This window comes from Dokdonella sp. (assembly GCF_041395345.1).
Classification (GTDB): domain Bacteria; phylum Pseudomonadota; class Gammaproteobacteria; order Xanthomonadales; family Rhodanobacteraceae; genus Dokdonella.
Genome location: NZ_JAWLAR010000005.1, coordinates 142,868 through 159,126 on the forward strand (window position 1 = coordinate 142,868; position 16,259 = coordinate 159,126).

The following is a 16,259-nucleotide window of genomic DNA, read 5'->3' on the forward strand; positions in this document are numbered from 1 at the left end:
GAACTCGCGCTCGCGCTGTTTGCGGCGTTCGGCTCGCCATGGCAATAGGTTGATTCTGGCCATCAGTCGAAACTCCTCATCGCCAGACCGCACGCGATCATCAATGCCGGAGCATCCTGAGCGAGGGTCTGTGCCTGCACGCGCGATGAAAGCGACATGTTGGCGAGCGGATTGGCGACAGCGCAGGGCACCCCTAGCTGCTCTTCAACCATGTCGGCCACCCCGGTGATCGAGGCGCAACCGCCCGCGAGCACGATCTGGTCAACTCGGCTGTATTCACTGCCGGCAAAGAAGAACTGCAGGAGACGGCTGATCTGCTGGACCATGGCCTCCTTGAACGGTTCCAGTACTTCGATTTCGTAGGACTCGGGCAGACCGCCCTGACGTTTGGCCAGCCCGGCTTCCTCGTAGCTCAGTCCGTAGCGGCGCATGACTTCGTCGGTCAGTTGCTTGCCGCCAAAGACCTGCTCGCGCGAGTAGATCGTGCGCTGGTTGCGCAGCACGATCAGCGTCGTCATGGTTGCGCCGACATCGATGACCGCAACGACCGCTTCCTTGGGAACGGACAACTGGTCGGCAATCAGACGGAATGCGTTTTCCATCGCGAACGCTTCGACGTCCATCGTCTTCGCGTTCAGCCCGCCCAGGTCAAGCGCGGCGACGCGCAGATCGACATTTTCGGTTCGCGAAGCGGCCAACAGGACGTTGACCATGTCCGGGTTGTCCTTGACCGGCCCGAGCACTTCGAAGTCGAGACTGACTTCCTCGATCGGGTACGGGATGTACTGGTTGGCCTCGATCTGGATTTGCGCCTCCATGTCCTCTTCGGACAGGTCGGCGGGCATCGGAACGATCTTGGTGATCACGGCCGAACCGGCGACTGCGGCGGAAGCGAACCGGGTCTTGGCCCCGGATCGGCTCAACGCACGGCGGATCGCGTCACCGACAGCCTCGACTTCAACGATGTTTTTCTCGACCACGGCGTTCGGCGGCAATGGCTCGACGGCGTAGTGCTCAACGCGGTAACGACCGCCAGCCTGACCCAGCTGCAACAGCTTAACGGCTGTTGAACTGATGTCGACTCCGATCAGAACCGGTGCCTTAGGAGTGAAGAGTCCCACTACTTTTTCCCCTTGCCACGCGCCCTTACGAGCGAAACATGTGTTTTCACATTAAATCTAAAACTTAACCAATTGGCAACAGGGAGCGCTCAAATAGTCGATCCCGTCGCGAAAACTGACAGAAATTGACGGTTTCCGCCCCCCGAGACCCTGGCCAAGCTGCCCGGAAACCCCAATGGACCTATACTCTGTCGCTTGCTCCAAGATCCTTCCTTGAATGCCATCACAAGTCGCATCAGCTGCATGAAAATCTTTCTTCGCGTTGTCCGCTACGCCATTTACCTCGGTTTGAGTGGCGTAATCCTTGGCTGTCTGGCCCTCGGAGTAGCCTATTGGCTGATTTCTCCGCGTCTGCCTTCGGTCGAGACACTCAAGGATGTGCAGCTGCAGGTCCCTCTCAAGGTACTTGCGGCTGATGGCAAGCTCATGGCGACGTTCGGCGAGACCCGCCGCATTCCGATTGACATGAGTCAGGTGCCGGATCGGCTGAAATACGCCGTGATCTCGGCCGAAGATGCCGATTTCTATACCCATCCCGGCATCGACATCGGCGGAATCCTGCGTGCGGTTTGGCTGGTGACGACCACCGGCAGCAAGCATGTGGCGGGCGGCAGCACCATCACCCAGCAGGTGGCGCGGCAATTCTTCCTGAGTCCCGAAGTGACCTATACGCGCAAGCTGTCGGAAATCTTCCTGGCGTTTCGCATCGAAGGTGCACTGAGCAAGGACGACATCCTTGCGCTGTACTTGAACAAGAGTTTCTTTGGCAACCGAGCTTACGGAATCGCTGCCGCAGCCGAGTTCTACTATGGGAAGACGCTCGATCAGCTCACCCAGGCCGAATGCGCGATGCTGGCCTCGCTGCCGAAATTCCCGTCCACCGGCAATCCGATCAACAACTTGCCGCGGGCCCTGCAGCGACGTGCCTACGTGCTTGGCCGCATGCTGGATCTCGGCCATATCGACCAGGCCACCTACGATCAGGCCATGGCCGAGGAAGACCAGTCTTTCGCCCACGAGCCACCCATCGAGATCGAAGCCCCCTACGTGGCCGAGCTGGTCCGCCAGGAGGCCATCGAGCGCCTTGGCAACGATGCGCTCGACAACGGCTACGTCATTCGGACAACCATCGTTTCTCCGGACCAGGAAGCTGCCAACCAGGCCCTGCGTGACTCCCTCGTCGACTACGACCGTCGCCACGGATATCGCGGTGCAGAAGCGCATGTGGATATAGCTGCCGGAACCAGCCCGGAAAGCCTGGTCGGGGAAATCGACGGCTACCGGACGGTCAACGGCCTGATTCCCGGTATCGTCGCCACGGTCATGGCCGACGAAGCCATGGTCCAGCTTGGTGACGGACAGGTTGCCCTGCTCGACCTGAAGGCGGTCGAGTGGGCGCGCCCCTACGTGGATGACAGCCGCCGCGGTGCCACTCCAAAGCGTGTCGACGAAGTGCTCCAGGCCGGCGACATCGTGCGCGTATCGCTCGACGAGGAGGGCAACTGGCGGCTGGCCCAGATTCCCGCGGTGCAGGGCGCCATGGTCGGACTGTCCCCCGAGGACGGCGCCATCCGGGCGCTGATTGGCGGTTTCAATTTCTCGCGCAGCAAGTTCAATCGCGCCACCCAGTCCAGTCGCTCGGCAGGATCCAGTTTCAAGCCGTTCATCTATTCGGCAGCGATGGACCATGGCTTCACACCGGCATCAGTGATCAATGACGCGCCGCTTGTTTTCCCCGATGTATCGCGGCCAAACGGCTTGTGGACGCCCTCCAACGACGACGGCAAGTTCGACGGCCCGATCCGCCTGCGCGAAGCCCTGGTACGCTCGAAGAACCTGGTCTCGGTACGCCTGCTTGATGCAATCGGCGTGCACTATGCGCACGAATACGTCACCCGGTTCGGATTCACCGCGCAACAGGTTCCCGAAAACCTTTCCATGGCGCTGGGAACCGCTGCAGTCTCGCCACTGGCGATGGCCCGCGGCTATGCGGTGCTGGCCAACGGCGGCTTCCTGATCGACCCCTACCTGATCGCCGAAATAGCCGACCGCGATGGCAAGGTCATCTATACCGCCAATCCGGTTCGGGCCTGCCACGACTGTCCGCAACGCATGCTCGACGAAGAGCAGGAACGCGCCAATCTTGCCGCAGACGGTTCCTCCTCGTTCACGCCGATTGCGACAGCGAATGCCTCGACGACTGTTCCGCCCGCCCCCGGTGAGCCCCGGCTGGCGCCGCGCGTCATCGACGCCCGCAATGCCTATCTGGTCACCTCGCTGATGCGCGATGTCGTGCGACGCGGGACCGGTTCGGGCGCCATGGTGCTCAAGCGCGGCGACCTGGCCGGCAAGACCGGTACGACCAACGAGTATCGCGATGCCTGGTTCTCCGGCTTCAACGCCCGCATCGTGGCTACGGCCTGGGTCGGATTCGACGACTTCAGTTCGCTGGGCAGTCGCGAATTCGGCTCCAAGTCGGCCCTGCCCATCTGGATCGGCTTCATGCGGGCAGCGCTGGCCGACATGGAAGAGCAGCCGTTCGACATGCCACCGGGCATCACCACGGCACGCGTCGACCGCGATAGCGGATTGCTGGCTCCTGCCGGCGATCCCGATTCGATCATCGAATATTTCAAGACCGAGGACGTCGCGCAGCTAGCCGCCAGACCTGACACCCAGGAAGAGGAACAGCGCGAGGCCTACGACGTTTTCTGATGGCAGCCTCGGGGCACGCCAACAGCGCCGAGTTGCGCAGACGCATCGCCGTCGAAGCGGCAAGGCTGATTTCGGAGCAGGGCCTGCGGGATTATCACGCCGCCAAGCTCAAGGCCGCTCAACAGTTGGGGCTCGGCGAGAAGGCAGCCCTTCCACGCAATGTCGAAATCGAAGCCGCATTGCGCGAGCACCAGCGCCTGTTCCAGGCCTCGAGCCAGCCCGCACAACTTGCGCGCCTTCGCGAAGCAGCCGTCGAAGCCATGCGCTTTCTGCAACCATTCCAGCCGCGACTGGTCGGCCCTGTCCTGGACGGTACGGCAGACGCCCATTCGGCGGTTTGCCTGCACGTGTTCAGCGAGCAGCCCGAACGGGTCATGAGCTTCCTCGACGAACACCGCATTCCGTTCGAGTTGCAGGATCGCCTCCTGCGCTACGGCACGAACGTTGAACAGCGTTTTCCCGTCTTGCTGCTCTCGGCAGACGACACGGTCGTCGATCTGACCGTGTTTCCGCTGGACGGCCTGCGGCAAGCACCGCAGGACCGGATTTCAGATCGCCCGATGCAGCGGGCAGGTCTCATCCGCTTGCTCGAAATCCTTGCTTCCTAGCAGGCTGTCGCTGCCTGGCAGAAAGTCGCCTGGCTCGATACACGTCGCGATCAGCGCTTGCCGAGCTCCACGTAGTCGCGTTCCACGGAACCGGTATAGACCTGACGCGGACGGCCTATCTTGGCGTCGGGCGTGACCTGCTGTTCAAGCCAGTGGGCAACCCAACCGGCGGTTCGTGCGATCGCAAACATCACCGTGAACATCTCGGTCGGAATCTTCAAGGCCTTGTAGATGATGCCCGAGTAGAAATCGACATTCGGGTACAGCTTGCGCTCGACGAAGTAGGAATCCTTGAGGGCCACCTCCTCGAGCGCCATGGCGACTTCGAGTAGCGGATCGTCGATATTCAGGTCGGCAAGCACCTTGTGCGTCATCTCGCGGATGATCGTCGCGCGCGGGTCGAAATTCTTGTAGACACGGTGGCCGAAGCCCATCAGGCGGAAGCCCGAATCCTTGTCCTTGGCCCTGGCCACCGCCGACGCCACGTTCTTCGCATCGCCGATGTCGGTCAGCATCGACAGCACCGCCTCATTGGCGCCGCCATGTGCCGGCCCCCACAGCGCCGCGATGCCAGCCGACACGCAGGCGTAGGGATTGGCACCGGTCGATCCGACCAGGCGCACCGTCGAAGTCGAGGCATTCTGTTCGTGATCGGCATGCAGGATGAACAGGAGGTCGAGCGCCTTGGCCACAACCGGGTTCAGTTCCAGCGGCTCGCTGGGCACCTCGAACATCATGTGCAGGAAGCGGGTGACGTATTCGAGGTTGTTGCGCGGATAACGCACCGGCCAGCCAACCGACGAGCGGTAGGCGGCTGCGGCGATCGTCGGCACCTTCGCGATCAGGCGGATCGCGGCCAGTCGACGCTGCTCGGGGTCATCCATGTCCAGCGTGTCGTGATAGAACGCGGACATGCCAGCCACCGAGGCGCACAACATGGCCATCGGATGCGCGTCATAGCGGAAGCCGTTGAGAAAGTTCTTCTGCGACTCGTGCATCATCGTGTGATGCGTGACTTCGTGCTCGAACTTGCTGAATTCCTGTTTGTTCGGCAGTTCGCCGTTGATCAGCAGATAGGAGGTTTCGAGAAAGCTGGAGTGCTTGGCCAATTGCTCGATCGGGTAGCCTCGATAGAGCAGCACACCCTTGTCGCCATCGATATAGGTGATCGCACTGCGTGTACTCGCCGTGGAGACGAAACCTGGATCGTAGGTGAAGTATCCGGTGTCCTTGTTGAGCCTGCCGATATCGAGTGCAGGGTCGCCCAGCGTGCCGGTCACTACTGGCAATGAGGTGCTGCGATCGTTGGCGGTATCGGAAAGTTTGACTGAATGGTCGGACACGGCGGACTCCTTCTGGCGGGATCCGGACCGTTGATGCTGGCCCGAACCTCAAGTTGGTCTGGGATTGGGTGGCTTGCTGGCAGGCCGCGGGCGCGCTTGAGTGGAGACATACGCGCCCGAATCCAGCGTCAATTATTGCATAGCACAATGGCTCCGGCGGCCCCGACCCGGCGTTGGCGTTCCAGGATCCCCTGCCCGGGCGATCCCGCCAGGCAGGAAATGCGGCCGGCAGGCACAATCCTCTCGATGAAAGTCTCGCCTGGCTGGCTGCCCTGCAGGGTCGCGCACTGGCCCGGCCGCTGGCGGGACCCCGCCCGGCAATCCCGCAAACGAAAACGCCGGCTCTAGGCCGGCGTTCTGCTCACGCTTGAAATCGGGTCTTGCCTACTTGGCGTAGCGGCGACGGAACTTGTCGACCCGGCCACCGGCGTCCACGGCCTTCTGCTTGCCCGTGTAGAACGGGTGCGAATGGCTGGAGATATCGATCTTCACGAGCGGATATTCGTTGCCGTCCGTCCATTTCACGGTTTCCTTGGCCGACATGGTCGACTGGGTCAGGAAGGCGAAATCGCTGGACAGGTCCTGGAAGACGACCGGCTTGTACTTCGGATGGATATCAGGCTTCATTGGACAGTACCGTTTGCCGGGCTTGGCCCGGAGAAAAGAGCGCGATTGTAGCGAGCCGGCAATCATGGCGCAAGCGGCCGTCGGGCGCAATGCTTCAGTCAGGCGGGATCTTGCGACCCCTCCGGCCCGAGCGGACCGACCGGCAGCGATGGTGCCCCGGAATCCAGGCCCCGTATACGCTTGCAGGCCTCAGATCGCGGCCAGGGCAGCCCCCAGCAAGGCCTCGAAGCGTGCCTGGTCAACGCCGAGGACGATGCGCGCATTGGCAGGCTTGCCCATCCGCCCTTCCCAGTCCACCACGGTCGCTCCGCGGGTCAGGGCCCCATCCAGTTCGACAGCGACATGACAAGATTGCGCCGACACCACGATGTCCGGATCGAGCGCCACGGCCATGGCCAGGGCATCGGCGGCCAGCATGCGCTCGCGCTCGTGGGCACGAGCCCAACTTCGCGTGCGCCGCGAAATCGCCGCATAGAAACGCGCCCGTGGCGAATCTGCTGCCAGCCAGCGTTCGACGTCTTCGTAGGCCAGTCCATGGCGCAAGGTGGCTTCCCAGTCGACCAGTTCGAATTCGGGCCAGGTCGAGAAGACGATGTGAGCCGCTTCGGGATCGAAGCCGATATTGAACTCTGCAGGGACGCGGGCCGTGTTGCCGCGACCAGTGGCCGCGCCGCCCATGACCACCAGGCGCTGGACGCGCTTGGGCAGAGAGGGATCAAGGCGCAAGGCCAGGGCCAGGTTGGTCAGCGGCGCCAGGGCGACCAGCACCAGTTGTCCGGCATGCTCGCGGCTCAGACGGATCATGGCCAGGGCCGCATGCTCGCTCGATGCCTGACGCGTTGAACGCGTGTAGCCGGTATCGCCAAACCCGTCTGCGCCGTGCACGAAGGCTGCGTCCGCTTCGGGCAGGACCAGGGGACCGGCGCAGCCCGGAAAAACCGGCGTGTCGACTCCGACCAGGTCGATCAGCCGCAACGCATTGGCAACGGTGTGACGCAGGCCGACATTGCCGGCGGCGATCGTCAGACCCGTGACTTCGGCGCCCTGACAAGCCATCAGGATCGCCAGCGCATCGTCCACGCCGGGGTCGGTGTCTATCAGCAGTTTCATGTTCACGACCTGGGCATCGACGCCGGATCAAGGGAACCCCATTGTTTCAGGCGCAGGCAGGGTTGTTCCACCCAATGCCACGATGCCATGGCGAGAACCAGGCTGAGGGGAACCGCAAGCCCGAACAGTTCGAGCGGAGAAACTTCGGGATGCGCAGCCACGACCATCTGCTGCACCGGAAAACCGTACAGGAACAATCCGTATGAATAGTCTGACCGCCATGGCAGGCGCATTGCGGGAAGCCGCCAGCAGAACCACAGGCTGAAATACCCCAGCGCCAGCATGGTCACAGTTACGAACAGGAACGACTTGGCCGTGGCCACCACCAGCACGACGAAAATCGACAAACAGCGCGTCGACAGCGGTATTCGCGATGCAAACATCGCGATGAGGGATGCCATCATGAACAGCATTGCCAAGGCTGCCTTGTCCTGATGCAACGGCGCGATTGCGACCCAGCCCAACAGACAGTAAAGGACAAACGCCAGCACGACGATCGTAAAAATCCGCGGCCAGGACAGCATTCCGATTGCCCCGAACAGGGCGATGACGGCGTACATACGCACTTCAAGAGCGAGCGACCACATCGATCCATTGGCGACAAAAGGCACCGGATTGCCCGCAAAAAGCCCGGGCAATACGTAGGTCAATCCGATCAGGTCGATATTGCGCAGGACATATTTCACTGTCTGCACATGCTCGAAATACGCGTGCGGCGATAGTTCGCTGAAGAAGGGACCGATCAGTCCCACGGTGCAGAGCAAACAGACCAGGTAGGCAGGATAGATGCGCAGAATGCGGGCGCGAAGAAACCGGAAAATTCCTGGATTTCGCAACCAGCTATGCGTTATCAGGCAACCACTCAGCGCAAAGAAAAGGCAGACGCCAATGCTGCCGGCATAGAACCGGGGGATTGCCCGTGCCAGCAAATCCACGCCGGAATCCGTCGGACCGAGCAGTGCGTAGGCATGACCGTAAATGACCAGCAAGGCCGCAAGGTGTCTCAACAGCAGCGAATTGTCCGGGCCATTGCCGAGCCGGTCTGCCAGCATCGGCGGGCGAGCCAGCAGTGCGTCGCGAACTGCAGCGGGTTGCATTCTTCAGGCGCCAGCGAATTCAGAGGCGCTGCCGATCCAGCGTGCAATCAGGCGCTCGCAGCGTTGCGGGTGTTGCGCCAGCAAGGTCTCGCCAATCTGGTGAACCTTGGGCAGCAAGGCGGCGTCTCTGGCCAGATCGGCAACGCGAAACTCGAGGCGACCGGTCTGCCGGGTGCCCAGCATTTCTCCGGGACCGCGCAGTTCCAGATCCTTTTCCGCAATCACGAAACCGTCATTGGTCTCACGCATGGCTGTCAGTCGCTCGCGAGCGAGCTGCGACAGTGGCGACTGATAGAGAAGAACGCAGGTCGACGCCTGGCTGCCGCGACCGACCCTGCCGCGCAGCTGGTGCAACTGGGCCAGGCCGAGCCGCTCGGCATTTTCTATGACCATCAGGCTCGCGTTGGGCACGTCGACCCCCACCTCGATGACGGTGGTCGCGACCAGCAGGGCGATCTTGCCACTGCGAAATGCATCCATCACGGACTGCTTTTCGCTCGCCTTCAGACGTCCGTGGACCAGCCCGATCGGCATTCCCTGCAACTGCTCGGCAAGCTCCGCGTAGGCCACTTCGGCCGCTTGCGCCTCGAGTTGTCCGGTTTCCTCGATCAGGGTGCAAACCCAGTAGACCTGACGCCCTTCCGCGCAGGCCAGCCGAATGCGCTCGACCACTTCGTCACGGCGCGAAACAGAAAGGGCCACGGTCGTCACCGGCGTCCTTCCCGGCGGCAACTCGTCAATCACCGATACATCGAGATCGGCATAGGCGGTCATTGCCAGGGTACGTGGTATGGGCGTGGCCGTGAGCACAAGTTGATGCGGAACGTTGCCGCCCTCGCGACCCTTGTCGCGCAGGGCCAGGCGCTGGTGCACGCCGAACCGGTGCTGTTCATCGATGATGACCAGACCGAGGTTGCGAAAGCCGACAGCCTGCTGCATGAGCGCATGCGTACCGACGACGATTTGCGCGTCCGCTGCCAGTGCCGCCATGGCCGAAGCACGCGCCTTGCCCTGCACCTTGCCAGCCAGCCAGACCGGCGTGATGCCAAGCGGCTGCAGCCAGGCGGTCAGGTTGCGCAGGTGCTGCTCGGCAAGCAGTTCGGTCGGCGCCATCAGGGCCACCTGATAGCCGGATTCGATCGCCGCCAACGCGGCCCAGGCGGCTACGATGGTCTTGCCCGAGCCGACATCGCCCTGCACGAGGCGAAGCATGGGTTCGTCGCGGGCGAGATCCTCGGCGATCTCGGCGCTGACCCTTTGCTGTGCCCCGGTCAGCGCAAATGGCAAGGCCTTGATCAGGGCTTTGCGCAGCTTGCCGTCGCCGCGCAGTGATGGCGCACCATGCTCGCGGACCTGGGCGCGCAGGCGCTTGAGACTCAGGTGATGGGTCAACAGCTCCTCGAATGCCAGGCGTCGTTGCGCCGGGTGAGTGCCGAGTGTCAGCGCGGAGACGTCCGCATCGGCCGGTGGTCGATGCACGGTCAGCAAGGCTTCGCGCAGGGACAGCAGATCCAGGGGCCTGCGCAATGCGTCGGGCACCAGTTCCAGATCCGCGTCCGCCGGAAGCCGGTCCAGCGCCTGCGAGATCAGCGTGGCGATTCGCTTCTGGCCAAGGCCCTCCGTGGTCGGATAGACCGGTGTCAGCGATTCCTCGACACCCGCATTTGCGGAGAGCACACGCTGGTACTGCGGGTGCACGATTTCGGGACCGTGGGCTCCGTGGCGAATCTGGCCGAAACAGCGCAGTCGCGTCCCCGGCGTCAATTGCTCGACCTGCGAACGGCGAAAACTGAAGAAGCGCAGGCACAGCGTCGCGTGCGAATCGTCACTGAGGACCACTCGCAGCTGAGGACGAAAACGGAATCCGCGTTCGACGGCCTCGATCACGCCTTCGATCTGCGCCGATTCGCCAATGCGAAGATCGCGAATCGGGGTCAGCCGGGTACGGTCTTCGTAGCGCAGGGGAAGGTGAAACCAGAGGTCCTGGACTCTCTTCAGTCCGATGCGCTGCAGCGATGCCTCCAGCACCGGACCCACGCCGGCCAGCGCGCCGACCGGAACCAGGCCGGGGTCGCTTGCATTTTCAATGTCGATGGCTGGACGGACGCGTGGCATCGGCCAAGCATACCCAAGCTCGGCCTGCATTTTTCACAAGCTGGCAGAATCTACGCGACCGTTCAATCGACAACAGCGACCAGATCGATCTCGACCTGCGATGCCTTCGGCAGCGCGGCCACGCCGATGGTCGAGCGCGCCGGATACGGCTCGCTGAAGTATTGCTTCATCACGTCGTTGACCGCCGCGAAGTTGCCGAGGTCGGTCATGTAGATGCCGACGCGGGCGACCTGATCGAATGAAAGCCCTGCTGCGACAAGCACGGCCTTCAGATTCTTGAAGACCTGGTGGGCCTGAAGACTGATGTCGCCCTCCACGAGCTCGCCGGTGCTCGGATCGATCGGGGTCTGACCGGACAGGTACACGGTGTTGCCGACCTGCACCGCCTGGGAATACGGGCCAATCGCCTTGGGAGCGTGGTCGGAATGGATGATGCGCCGTTGTGACATGCTGGATTCCTCGATTCAGACGGGATGGCGATAGACGGTATTGACGACGGCCAGGCGACGCACCCCGCGCATGACGTCGGCAAGATGCTTGCGATTGGCGACTTCGATCGTGAACAGCAAGGTGGCCGACATCAGGTCGCGCTCCTTGTACTCGACGTTTTCGATATTCGAATTGGCCTGCGCGACGGCGGCGGCGACCTGGGCCAGCACACCGGGCTTGTTGGCCACGATGATGCGGAGTTCGACGCGATAGTCGCCGCTGACGCTGGTATCCCAGGCGATCTCCACGCAGCGCTCCGGCGACTTGCGGAATTCCGGCATATTCGGGCATTCCAGCCGGTGCACGACGATGCCCTTGCCGGCCGACAGGTAACCCATGATCTCGTCGCCGGGCACCGGATGACAGCAGTTGCCGAAGCTGAGCACGCCGCGCTCGGCGCCGGTGATCAGGATCTTCTCGGCCGGATGCGAACCCTGCCCTCCCGAAACCTCGTCGTGCAGCTGGAGCAGCGACCGGGCTACCTGCTCGGCGGTGCGGTTGCCCAGGGCAATATCGGCCAGCAGGTCTTCCAGCGCGCGCAGCTTGTGATCCTCGAGATAGCGGGCCAGCTGATCGGGTGGCAACACCTCCAGCGACGCACCCAGCGCGTCCATCGCCCGGTCGAGCATGCGATGGCCGAGCTCGATGGCGTCTTCGTGCTGGAGGCGCTTGAGGAAGTGCCGGATCGCTGTGCGCGCCTTTGCACTGACGACCCACTCCAGCCATTGCGTGCTCGGCACGGCGGATGGCGCGGTGATGATCTCGACCGATTGTCCGCTGCTCAAGCGCGTGCGCAGCGGCGCCAGCTTCTTGTCCACGCGCGCGGCGACGGCATGGCTGCCCACGTCAGTATGCACGGCGTAGGCGAAATCGAGGGCTGTGGCATTGCGCGGCAAGGCAAGGATCTGGCCGCGCGGAGTGAACAGGTAGACCTCGTCGGGGAAAAGGTCGACCTTGACGCTTTCGATGAATTCCAGCGAAGAAGGCGTGCGATTCTGTTCGTCGACGAGACCGGAAACCCATTCCCGCGCCCTGCTCTGCGCGCTGTTGGCCGGGCCCGAGTCGTTCTTGTAGGCCCAATGCGCAGCGACGCCGCGGTCGGCAACTGCGTCCATGTCCTCGGTGCGAATCTGTATCTCGATGGGTTCGCTGAACGGCCCGAACAGGACGGTGTGCAGCGACTGGTAGCCATTCGCCTTGGGGATCGCGATGAAATCGCGGAAGCGGCCATCGAGCGGCTTGAACAACGAATGTACGGCACCGAGCGTCACGTAACACTGGGTGACCGAATCGACGACGACTCGGAACCCGAAGACATCCATGACCTGGGCGAAGGATTTCTGCTCGTTCCGCATCTTGCGGTAGATGCTGTACGGAGACTTGATCCGGCTGATCGTCCGATGCGCGATGTTCTCGGCGTCCAGGCGCGCATCAAGCGCGGCCTCGATCTTGGCCATGGCTTCGCGGCGGTTGCCCAGCGCCGTTCGAATCCGCGAGGCGATGACGCGATGACGATCCGGGTGCATGGCGCGAAAGCCGAGATCCTGCAGCTCGGACTTGAACCGGTTCATGCCGAGGCGCTGGGCAATCGGCGCGTAGATCTCCAGTGTCTCGAGCGCAATGCGCCGACGCGAAGCCGGCTCCATCGAGCCCAGCGTGCGCATGTTGTGCAGGCGATCGGCCAGCTTGATCAGGATGACGCGAAGATCGCGGGCCATGGCCAGCAGCATCTTGCGAAAACTTTCCGCTGCGGCTTCCTGGCGGCTCTTGAAGTGCAGCTGATCGAGCTTGGTGACGCCATCGACCAGTTCGCTGACCGTACTGCCGAACTCGCCGGTCAGCTCTTCGGCGCTGAGGTGGGTGTCTTCGAGCGTGTCGTGCAGGATCGCAGCGATGATCGTCTCTGCGTCCATGCCGAGATCGGCCAGAATGCTGGCCACGGCTACAGGGTGGGTAATGTAGGGCTCGCCGCTCTTGCGGGTCTGTCCCTCATGAGCCAGTGCGCCCACTTCGTAGGCACGGCGCACTCGCGCGATCTGGTCCTCGGGCAGATAGACAGCGAGCTTGTCTTCCAGAGCAAGCAGGTATGGCGGCAAGCCACCGCGCCTGTCTGCTTGCGAATCTGCCGTCGCCTTCATAGCCACCTCAATGTCGCGTCGGTTCAGTCCGCCGCGTGATGGCCGGTACGGCAGCCGGGCAGGATCAAATTAAAGATCGTCGCCGGCTTTGCCCAGATCATCGTCCACTTCAGCCGCCGCCCATTCCAGCGCCTCGCGCTCGGCCCGTTCACGGGTCTGGCGATCGATTTCGTCGATCATGGCCTGGTCAACCTTGCGTGCCGCGATTTCGCGAAGCGACACCACGGTCGGCTTGTCATTCAGTGCATCCACCGTGGGATCGGCTCCCTTGGCCAACTGACGCGCGCGCTTGGTCGCCATCAACACGAGTTCAAATCGGTTGTCCACGACCGAAAGACAATCTTCTACGGTAATACGCGCCATCAGTGACTAGCCTCTTGAGGAATCGATACAGCATCGGTTTGGCGGCTATTGTAGCGGGCCGGAATTGTGCAGTGCAAACAAGACCCGTCCCATGGCCCGTTCTGGCAGAGACTTGAGTCGCTGGCGGTTCACCCCATCTGGCATATCTTGTGTCATCCCCAGCCATTCAGGATCCCTGCAAGATGCAGTCGCGTGTCGGCTTGCCACTTCGTCGCACCAGTCTGGTCCTGGCCAGCCTGCTGGCCGTGGCTGGCTGCGCAATGAGCCCGCCGCGAACGGACGATCCGTGGGAAAAGGTCAATCGAAAGGTCTACCGATTCAATGACAAGGTCGATCGGGCCGTCATCCGGCCCACGGCGAAGGCCTATCGTACGGTCACAACCCCGGGATTGCGTCGCGCCCTGAGCAATTTTTTCGCCAATGTGCGCATGCCGATCACGATCGCCAACGACATGCTGCAAGGGGATATCAAGGACGCCTTGCGCGGAACCGGCCGAATGGTCATCAATTCGACCGTTGGCCTGCTCGGTTTTTTCGATCCGGCCACCCGAATGAAGATCCCCGCCCAGGAGACCGATTTTGCCGCGACACTGGCCCAATGGGGCGTCGGTGAGGGCCCTTACATCGTGCTGCCGCTGATGGGCTCGACCAGTTTGCGTGATGTCTGGCGCTTTCCTGTCGACGGCTATTTCTTCGACCCCATGACGAACTACGTGCAAAACAGGAACCAGCCCCTCGGCCAGGAACACTGGCCGCAGCTCCTTTACCTGATCACGCTCAGGGCCAGAGCGCTGGATGCCGAGGCGCTGACCGACGGGATTTATGACCCCTATGTGTTTTACCGGGATGCCTACCGCCAGCGACGCCTCTATCTGAATTACGACGGCCAGCCGCCACTCGATGCGATCCAGCAGATGCAGGGAATTGAGGAAGAGGATTTCGAATCCCTGCTCGAGCAGCAACGTGAATACGAGAAATCGCAGAACGACAACAACAATTCACCGTAGAGCTCCGTCGCGCGGGAGAAGCTCCGCTCAACCCGATGGCGTCGGCGCCGCATCCAGCAGGCTTTCGACATCGCTGAGTCGCGCAAGCGCCCGCAGTTGATCGGAAATTCCGCTGTAGTGAACGCCCTTGCCCTGCTTGCGCGCACGCCCGGCCCAGGCGATCAGAACGGCCAGGGTCACGCTGTCCGCGGTGGTCAGCGCGCTCACATCCACTTCCATCCCGGGGCCATCACCACTCAACAACAAGCCCAGCTCGAAGACTTCGGCGGCGTTCTCGACATCGATGCGTCCGCTGATGCGCGCCCGACCCGGCCCTGCAGACTCAAGAGAAAAACCCGCGCTCACGGGCTGCTGGCCGGTTTTTCCATGCTCTCCAGAGCACTGGCACCCTGGGTTTCCAGCCGAGCTATCAGCGCATCAAGGCTGCTTCCCTGGATCTCGGCATCGACCTGATTGCGATAGTTCGTGATGTAGGAAATACCCTCGATGATGACGTCATAGGCTTTCCATTGATCGTCGGCGGTCCTGCGGAACGCGTAGTCCACCGAAACGGTCTTGCCGTCGGCCAGGACCACCTCGGTTCGCACGATTGAACGCTTGTCGTTGAGCTCGCCCTTGAACGGCTGCACGCGGACGTTTCCACGCGTGTAGTTGAGCAGCCCTTCGGCATAGCGATTGGCGATGGAGCTGTAAAAGGCCCTGGCGAACCGGGATCGCTGCTCGGGCGAGGCCGCGCGCGCGTGGCGGCCGAGCACCAGCAGCGAGGCGTAGTCGATGTCGAAATGCGGCAGCAGGATCGCATCGATTTCACGGACCAGGCGATCATGATCGTTCTTCAGTTCTTCGCGCCGCGATCCGATCGCGCTGGCGAGATCGTCGGCGATCCGCTGCACGACCATCTCCGGCGAAAGCGCCTCGGCCCGAAGGGTCGTGGCCGCAGCCAGCGCTGCCACCAGCGCGAACAGCCACACCATGGATCGCTGCATGTCCTGCCCTCCTAGGGGTCTTCGGCGGGTACTTTGGCGGAAGCCGGTTCGGCGTCGACAGACTCGGCGTCGGATTCGGGCTTGTCGCCACTGACCAGAAACTTGCCAATCAGGTCCTCAAGTTGCATCGAGGACTGGGTCAGGATGACTTCATCCCCATCGGCGAACATGATCGGCGAGCCTCCCGGCTGGATGCCAACGTACTGGTCTCCGAGTAAACCACTGGTGAATATCGCTGCCGCCGAATCGTCAGGAAGCTCCCGGTAACGGCTGTCGATGGCCAGCAGGACCACGGCTTCGAGTGTTTGCTGGTCCAGTTCGATCGATCGCACAGAACCAATGCGGACTCCGGCCAGTTTCACCGGAGCGCGCAGCTTGAGCTGGCCGATATTGCCGAAGCGTGCCTTCAACAGGTAGCTGTCGCCCTGGCTGTAGTTGGCCACCGATGTTGTCTGCATGGCCAGATAGGCGAGCGCGGCGAAGCCGAGAACGATGAACAGGCCGGTGCCGATATGGAAGGATTGTCTGTGCTGGCTCATG

General features: G+C 62.3%; 15 protein-coding genes. 3 read left to right on the forward strand and 12 right to left on the reverse strand.

Going from position 1 to position 16,259, the window contains the following annotated elements:
• Nucleotides 1–62: 62 nt before the first annotated feature.
• Entirely contained in the window at nt 63–1,121 is a 1,059-nt protein-coding gene (locus R3F00_RS06290) for a pilus assembly protein PilM (RefSeq protein WP_371280896.1), read from the reverse strand.
• 243 nt (nt 1,122–1,364) lie between these two features.
• On the opposite strand from R3F00_RS06290, the gene R3F00_RS06295 reads away from it, so the two are divergent.
• Nucleotides 1,365–3,836 (forward strand): penicillin-binding protein 1A, encoded by a 2,472-nt coding sequence (locus tag R3F00_RS06295; protein ID WP_371280897.1) that lies wholly within the window; start codon nt 1,365–1,367, stop codon nt 3,834–3,836.
• The gene (locus R3F00_RS06300; RefSeq protein WP_371280971.1) at nt 3,833–4,444 is read left to right on the forward strand and encodes a hypothetical protein; all 612 of its coding nucleotides are present in this window, start codon (nt 3,833–3,835) and stop codon (nt 4,442–4,444) included. Before R3F00_RS06295 ends, R3F00_RS06300 begins: the two co-directional genes overlap by 4 nt.
• A 50-nt stretch (nt 4,445–4,494) precedes the next feature.
• Here the strand turns inward: R3F00_RS06300 and R3F00_RS06305 are convergent, their stop codons facing one another.
• The 8 genes from R3F00_RS06305 to rpoZ all read right to left on the reverse strand — a co-directional run bounded on the left by R3F00_RS06305 (nt 4,495) and on the right by rpoZ (nt 13,726).
• Nucleotides 4,495–5,787, reverse strand: coding sequence for a citrate synthase (locus R3F00_RS06305; protein WP_371280898.1), 1,293 nt, complete (start codon nt 5,785–5,787; stop codon nt 4,495–4,497).
• A gap of 384 nt (nt 5,788–6,171) precedes the next feature.
• Nucleotides 6,172–6,414, reverse strand: a complete 243-nt coding sequence (locus tag R3F00_RS06310) for a type B 50S ribosomal protein L31 (RefSeq protein WP_371280899.1) — start codon at nt 6,412–6,414, stop codon at nt 6,172–6,174.
• Nucleotides 6,415–6,603: 189 nt separating this feature from the next.
• On the reverse strand, nt 6,604–7,524 hold the full coding sequence (locus R3F00_RS06315; protein WP_371280900.1) for a nucleoside hydrolase: 921 nt from the start codon (nt 7,522–7,524) through the stop codon (nt 6,604–6,606).
• A 2-nt stretch (nt 7,525–7,526) separates the two neighbouring features.
• Nucleotides 7,527–8,621, reverse strand: coding sequence for an acyltransferase family protein (locus R3F00_RS06320; protein ID WP_371280901.1), 1,095 nt, complete (start codon nt 8,619–8,621; stop codon nt 7,527–7,529).
• A 3-nt stretch (nt 8,622–8,624) separates the two neighbouring features.
• Entirely contained in the window at nt 8,625–10,736 is a 2,112-nt protein-coding gene (gene recG, locus R3F00_RS06325) for an ATP-dependent DNA helicase RecG (RefSeq protein WP_371280902.1), read from the reverse strand.
• A 62-nt stretch (nt 10,737–10,798) separates the two neighbouring features.
• On the reverse strand, nt 10,799–11,185 hold the full coding sequence (locus tag R3F00_RS06330) for a RidA family protein (RefSeq protein WP_371280903.1): 387 nt from the start codon (nt 11,183–11,185) through the stop codon (nt 10,799–10,801).
• Between the two features lie 15 nt (nt 11,186–11,200).
• Nucleotides 11,201–13,363, reverse strand: a complete 2,163-nt coding sequence (locus R3F00_RS06335; protein WP_371280904.1) for a bifunctional (p)ppGpp synthetase/guanosine-3',5'-bis(diphosphate) 3'-pyrophosphohydrolase — start codon at nt 13,361–13,363, stop codon at nt 11,201–11,203.
• A gap of 69 nt (nt 13,364–13,432) precedes the next feature.
• Nucleotides 13,433–13,726 carry a DNA-directed RNA polymerase subunit omega gene (gene rpoZ, locus R3F00_RS06340; protein WP_371280905.1) on the reverse strand — a complete coding sequence of 98 codons (294 nt, stop codon included), beginning with the start codon at nt 13,724–13,726 and terminating at the stop codon, nt 13,433–13,435.
• A 182-nt stretch (nt 13,727–13,908) separates the two neighbouring features.
• Here rpoZ and R3F00_RS06345 point away from each other — a divergent pair, with 182 nt between their 5' ends.
• A complete protein-coding gene (locus R3F00_RS06345; protein ID WP_371280906.1) occupies nt 13,909–14,733 on the forward strand; it encodes a VacJ family lipoprotein in 825 nt (274 codons plus the stop codon).
• 27 nt (nt 14,734–14,760) lie between these two features.
• On the opposite strand, the gene R3F00_RS06350 is transcribed toward R3F00_RS06345, so the two are convergent.
• From R3F00_RS06350 to mlaD, 3 genes are read right to left on the reverse strand one after another with little or no spacing between them, the layout of a single operon-like run.
• Nucleotides 14,761–15,078, reverse strand: coding sequence for a lipid asymmetry maintenance protein MlaB (locus R3F00_RS06350; protein ID WP_371280907.1), 318 nt, complete (start codon nt 15,076–15,078; stop codon nt 14,761–14,763).
• Complete coding sequence (locus R3F00_RS06355) at nt 15,075–15,719, reverse strand: phospholipid-binding protein MlaC (protein ID WP_371280908.1); 645 nt, start codon at nt 15,717–15,719, stop codon at nt 15,075–15,077. The genes R3F00_RS06350 and R3F00_RS06355 overlap by 4 nt, the downstream gene beginning before the upstream one ends.
• Before the next feature lie 11 nt (nt 15,720–15,730).
• Nucleotides 15,731–16,258, reverse strand: a complete 528-nt coding sequence (mlaD, locus tag R3F00_RS06360) for an outer membrane lipid asymmetry maintenance protein MlaD (protein ID WP_371280909.1) — start codon at nt 16,256–16,258, stop codon at nt 15,731–15,733.
• Between the last annotated feature and the right edge of the window lies 1 nt (nt 16,259).

What these genes read in the sequence shown, in the direction of transcription:
- R3F00_RS06315 (WP_371280900.1), bottom strand. Translation starts at nt 7,524, where the DNA reads ATGAAACTGCTGATAGACACCGACCCCGGCGTGGACGATGCGCTGGCG.
- mlaD (WP_371280909.1), bottom strand. Translation starts at nt 16,258, where the DNA reads ATGAGCCAGCACAGACAATCCTTCCATATCGGCACCGGCCTGTTCATC.
- rpoZ (WP_371280905.1), bottom strand. Translation starts at nt 13,726, where the DNA reads ATGGCGCGTATTACCGTAGAAGATTGTCTTTCGGTCGTGGACAACCGA.
- R3F00_RS06320 (WP_371280901.1), bottom strand. Translation starts at nt 8,621, where the DNA reads ATGCAACCCGCTGCAGTTCGCGACGCACTGCTGGCTCGCCCGCCGATG.
- R3F00_RS06310 (WP_371280899.1), bottom strand. Translation starts at nt 6,414, where the DNA reads ATGAAGCCTGATATCCATCCGAAGTACAAGCCGGTCGTCTTCCAGGAC.
- R3F00_RS06295 (WP_371280897.1), top strand. Translation starts at nt 1,365, where the DNA reads ATGAAAATCTTTCTTCGCGTTGTCCGCTACGCCATTTACCTCGGTTTG.
- recG (WP_371280902.1), bottom strand. Translation starts at nt 10,736, where the DNA reads ATGCCACGCGTCCGTCCAGCCATCGACATTGAAAATGCAAGCGACCCC.
- R3F00_RS06355 (WP_371280908.1), bottom strand. Translation starts at nt 15,719, where the DNA reads ATGCAGCGATCCATGGTGTGGCTGTTCGCGCTGGTGGCAGCGCTGGCT.
- R3F00_RS06335 (WP_371280904.1), bottom strand. Translation starts at nt 13,363, where the DNA reads ATGAAGGCGACGGCAGATTCGCAAGCAGACAGGCGCGGTGGCTTGCCG.
- R3F00_RS06345 (WP_371280906.1), top strand. Translation starts at nt 13,909, where the DNA reads ATGCAGTCGCGTGTCGGCTTGCCACTTCGTCGCACCAGTCTGGTCCTG.
- R3F00_RS06330 (WP_371280903.1), bottom strand. Translation starts at nt 11,185, where the DNA reads ATGTCACAACGGCGCATCATCCATTCCGACCACGCTCCCAAGGCGATT.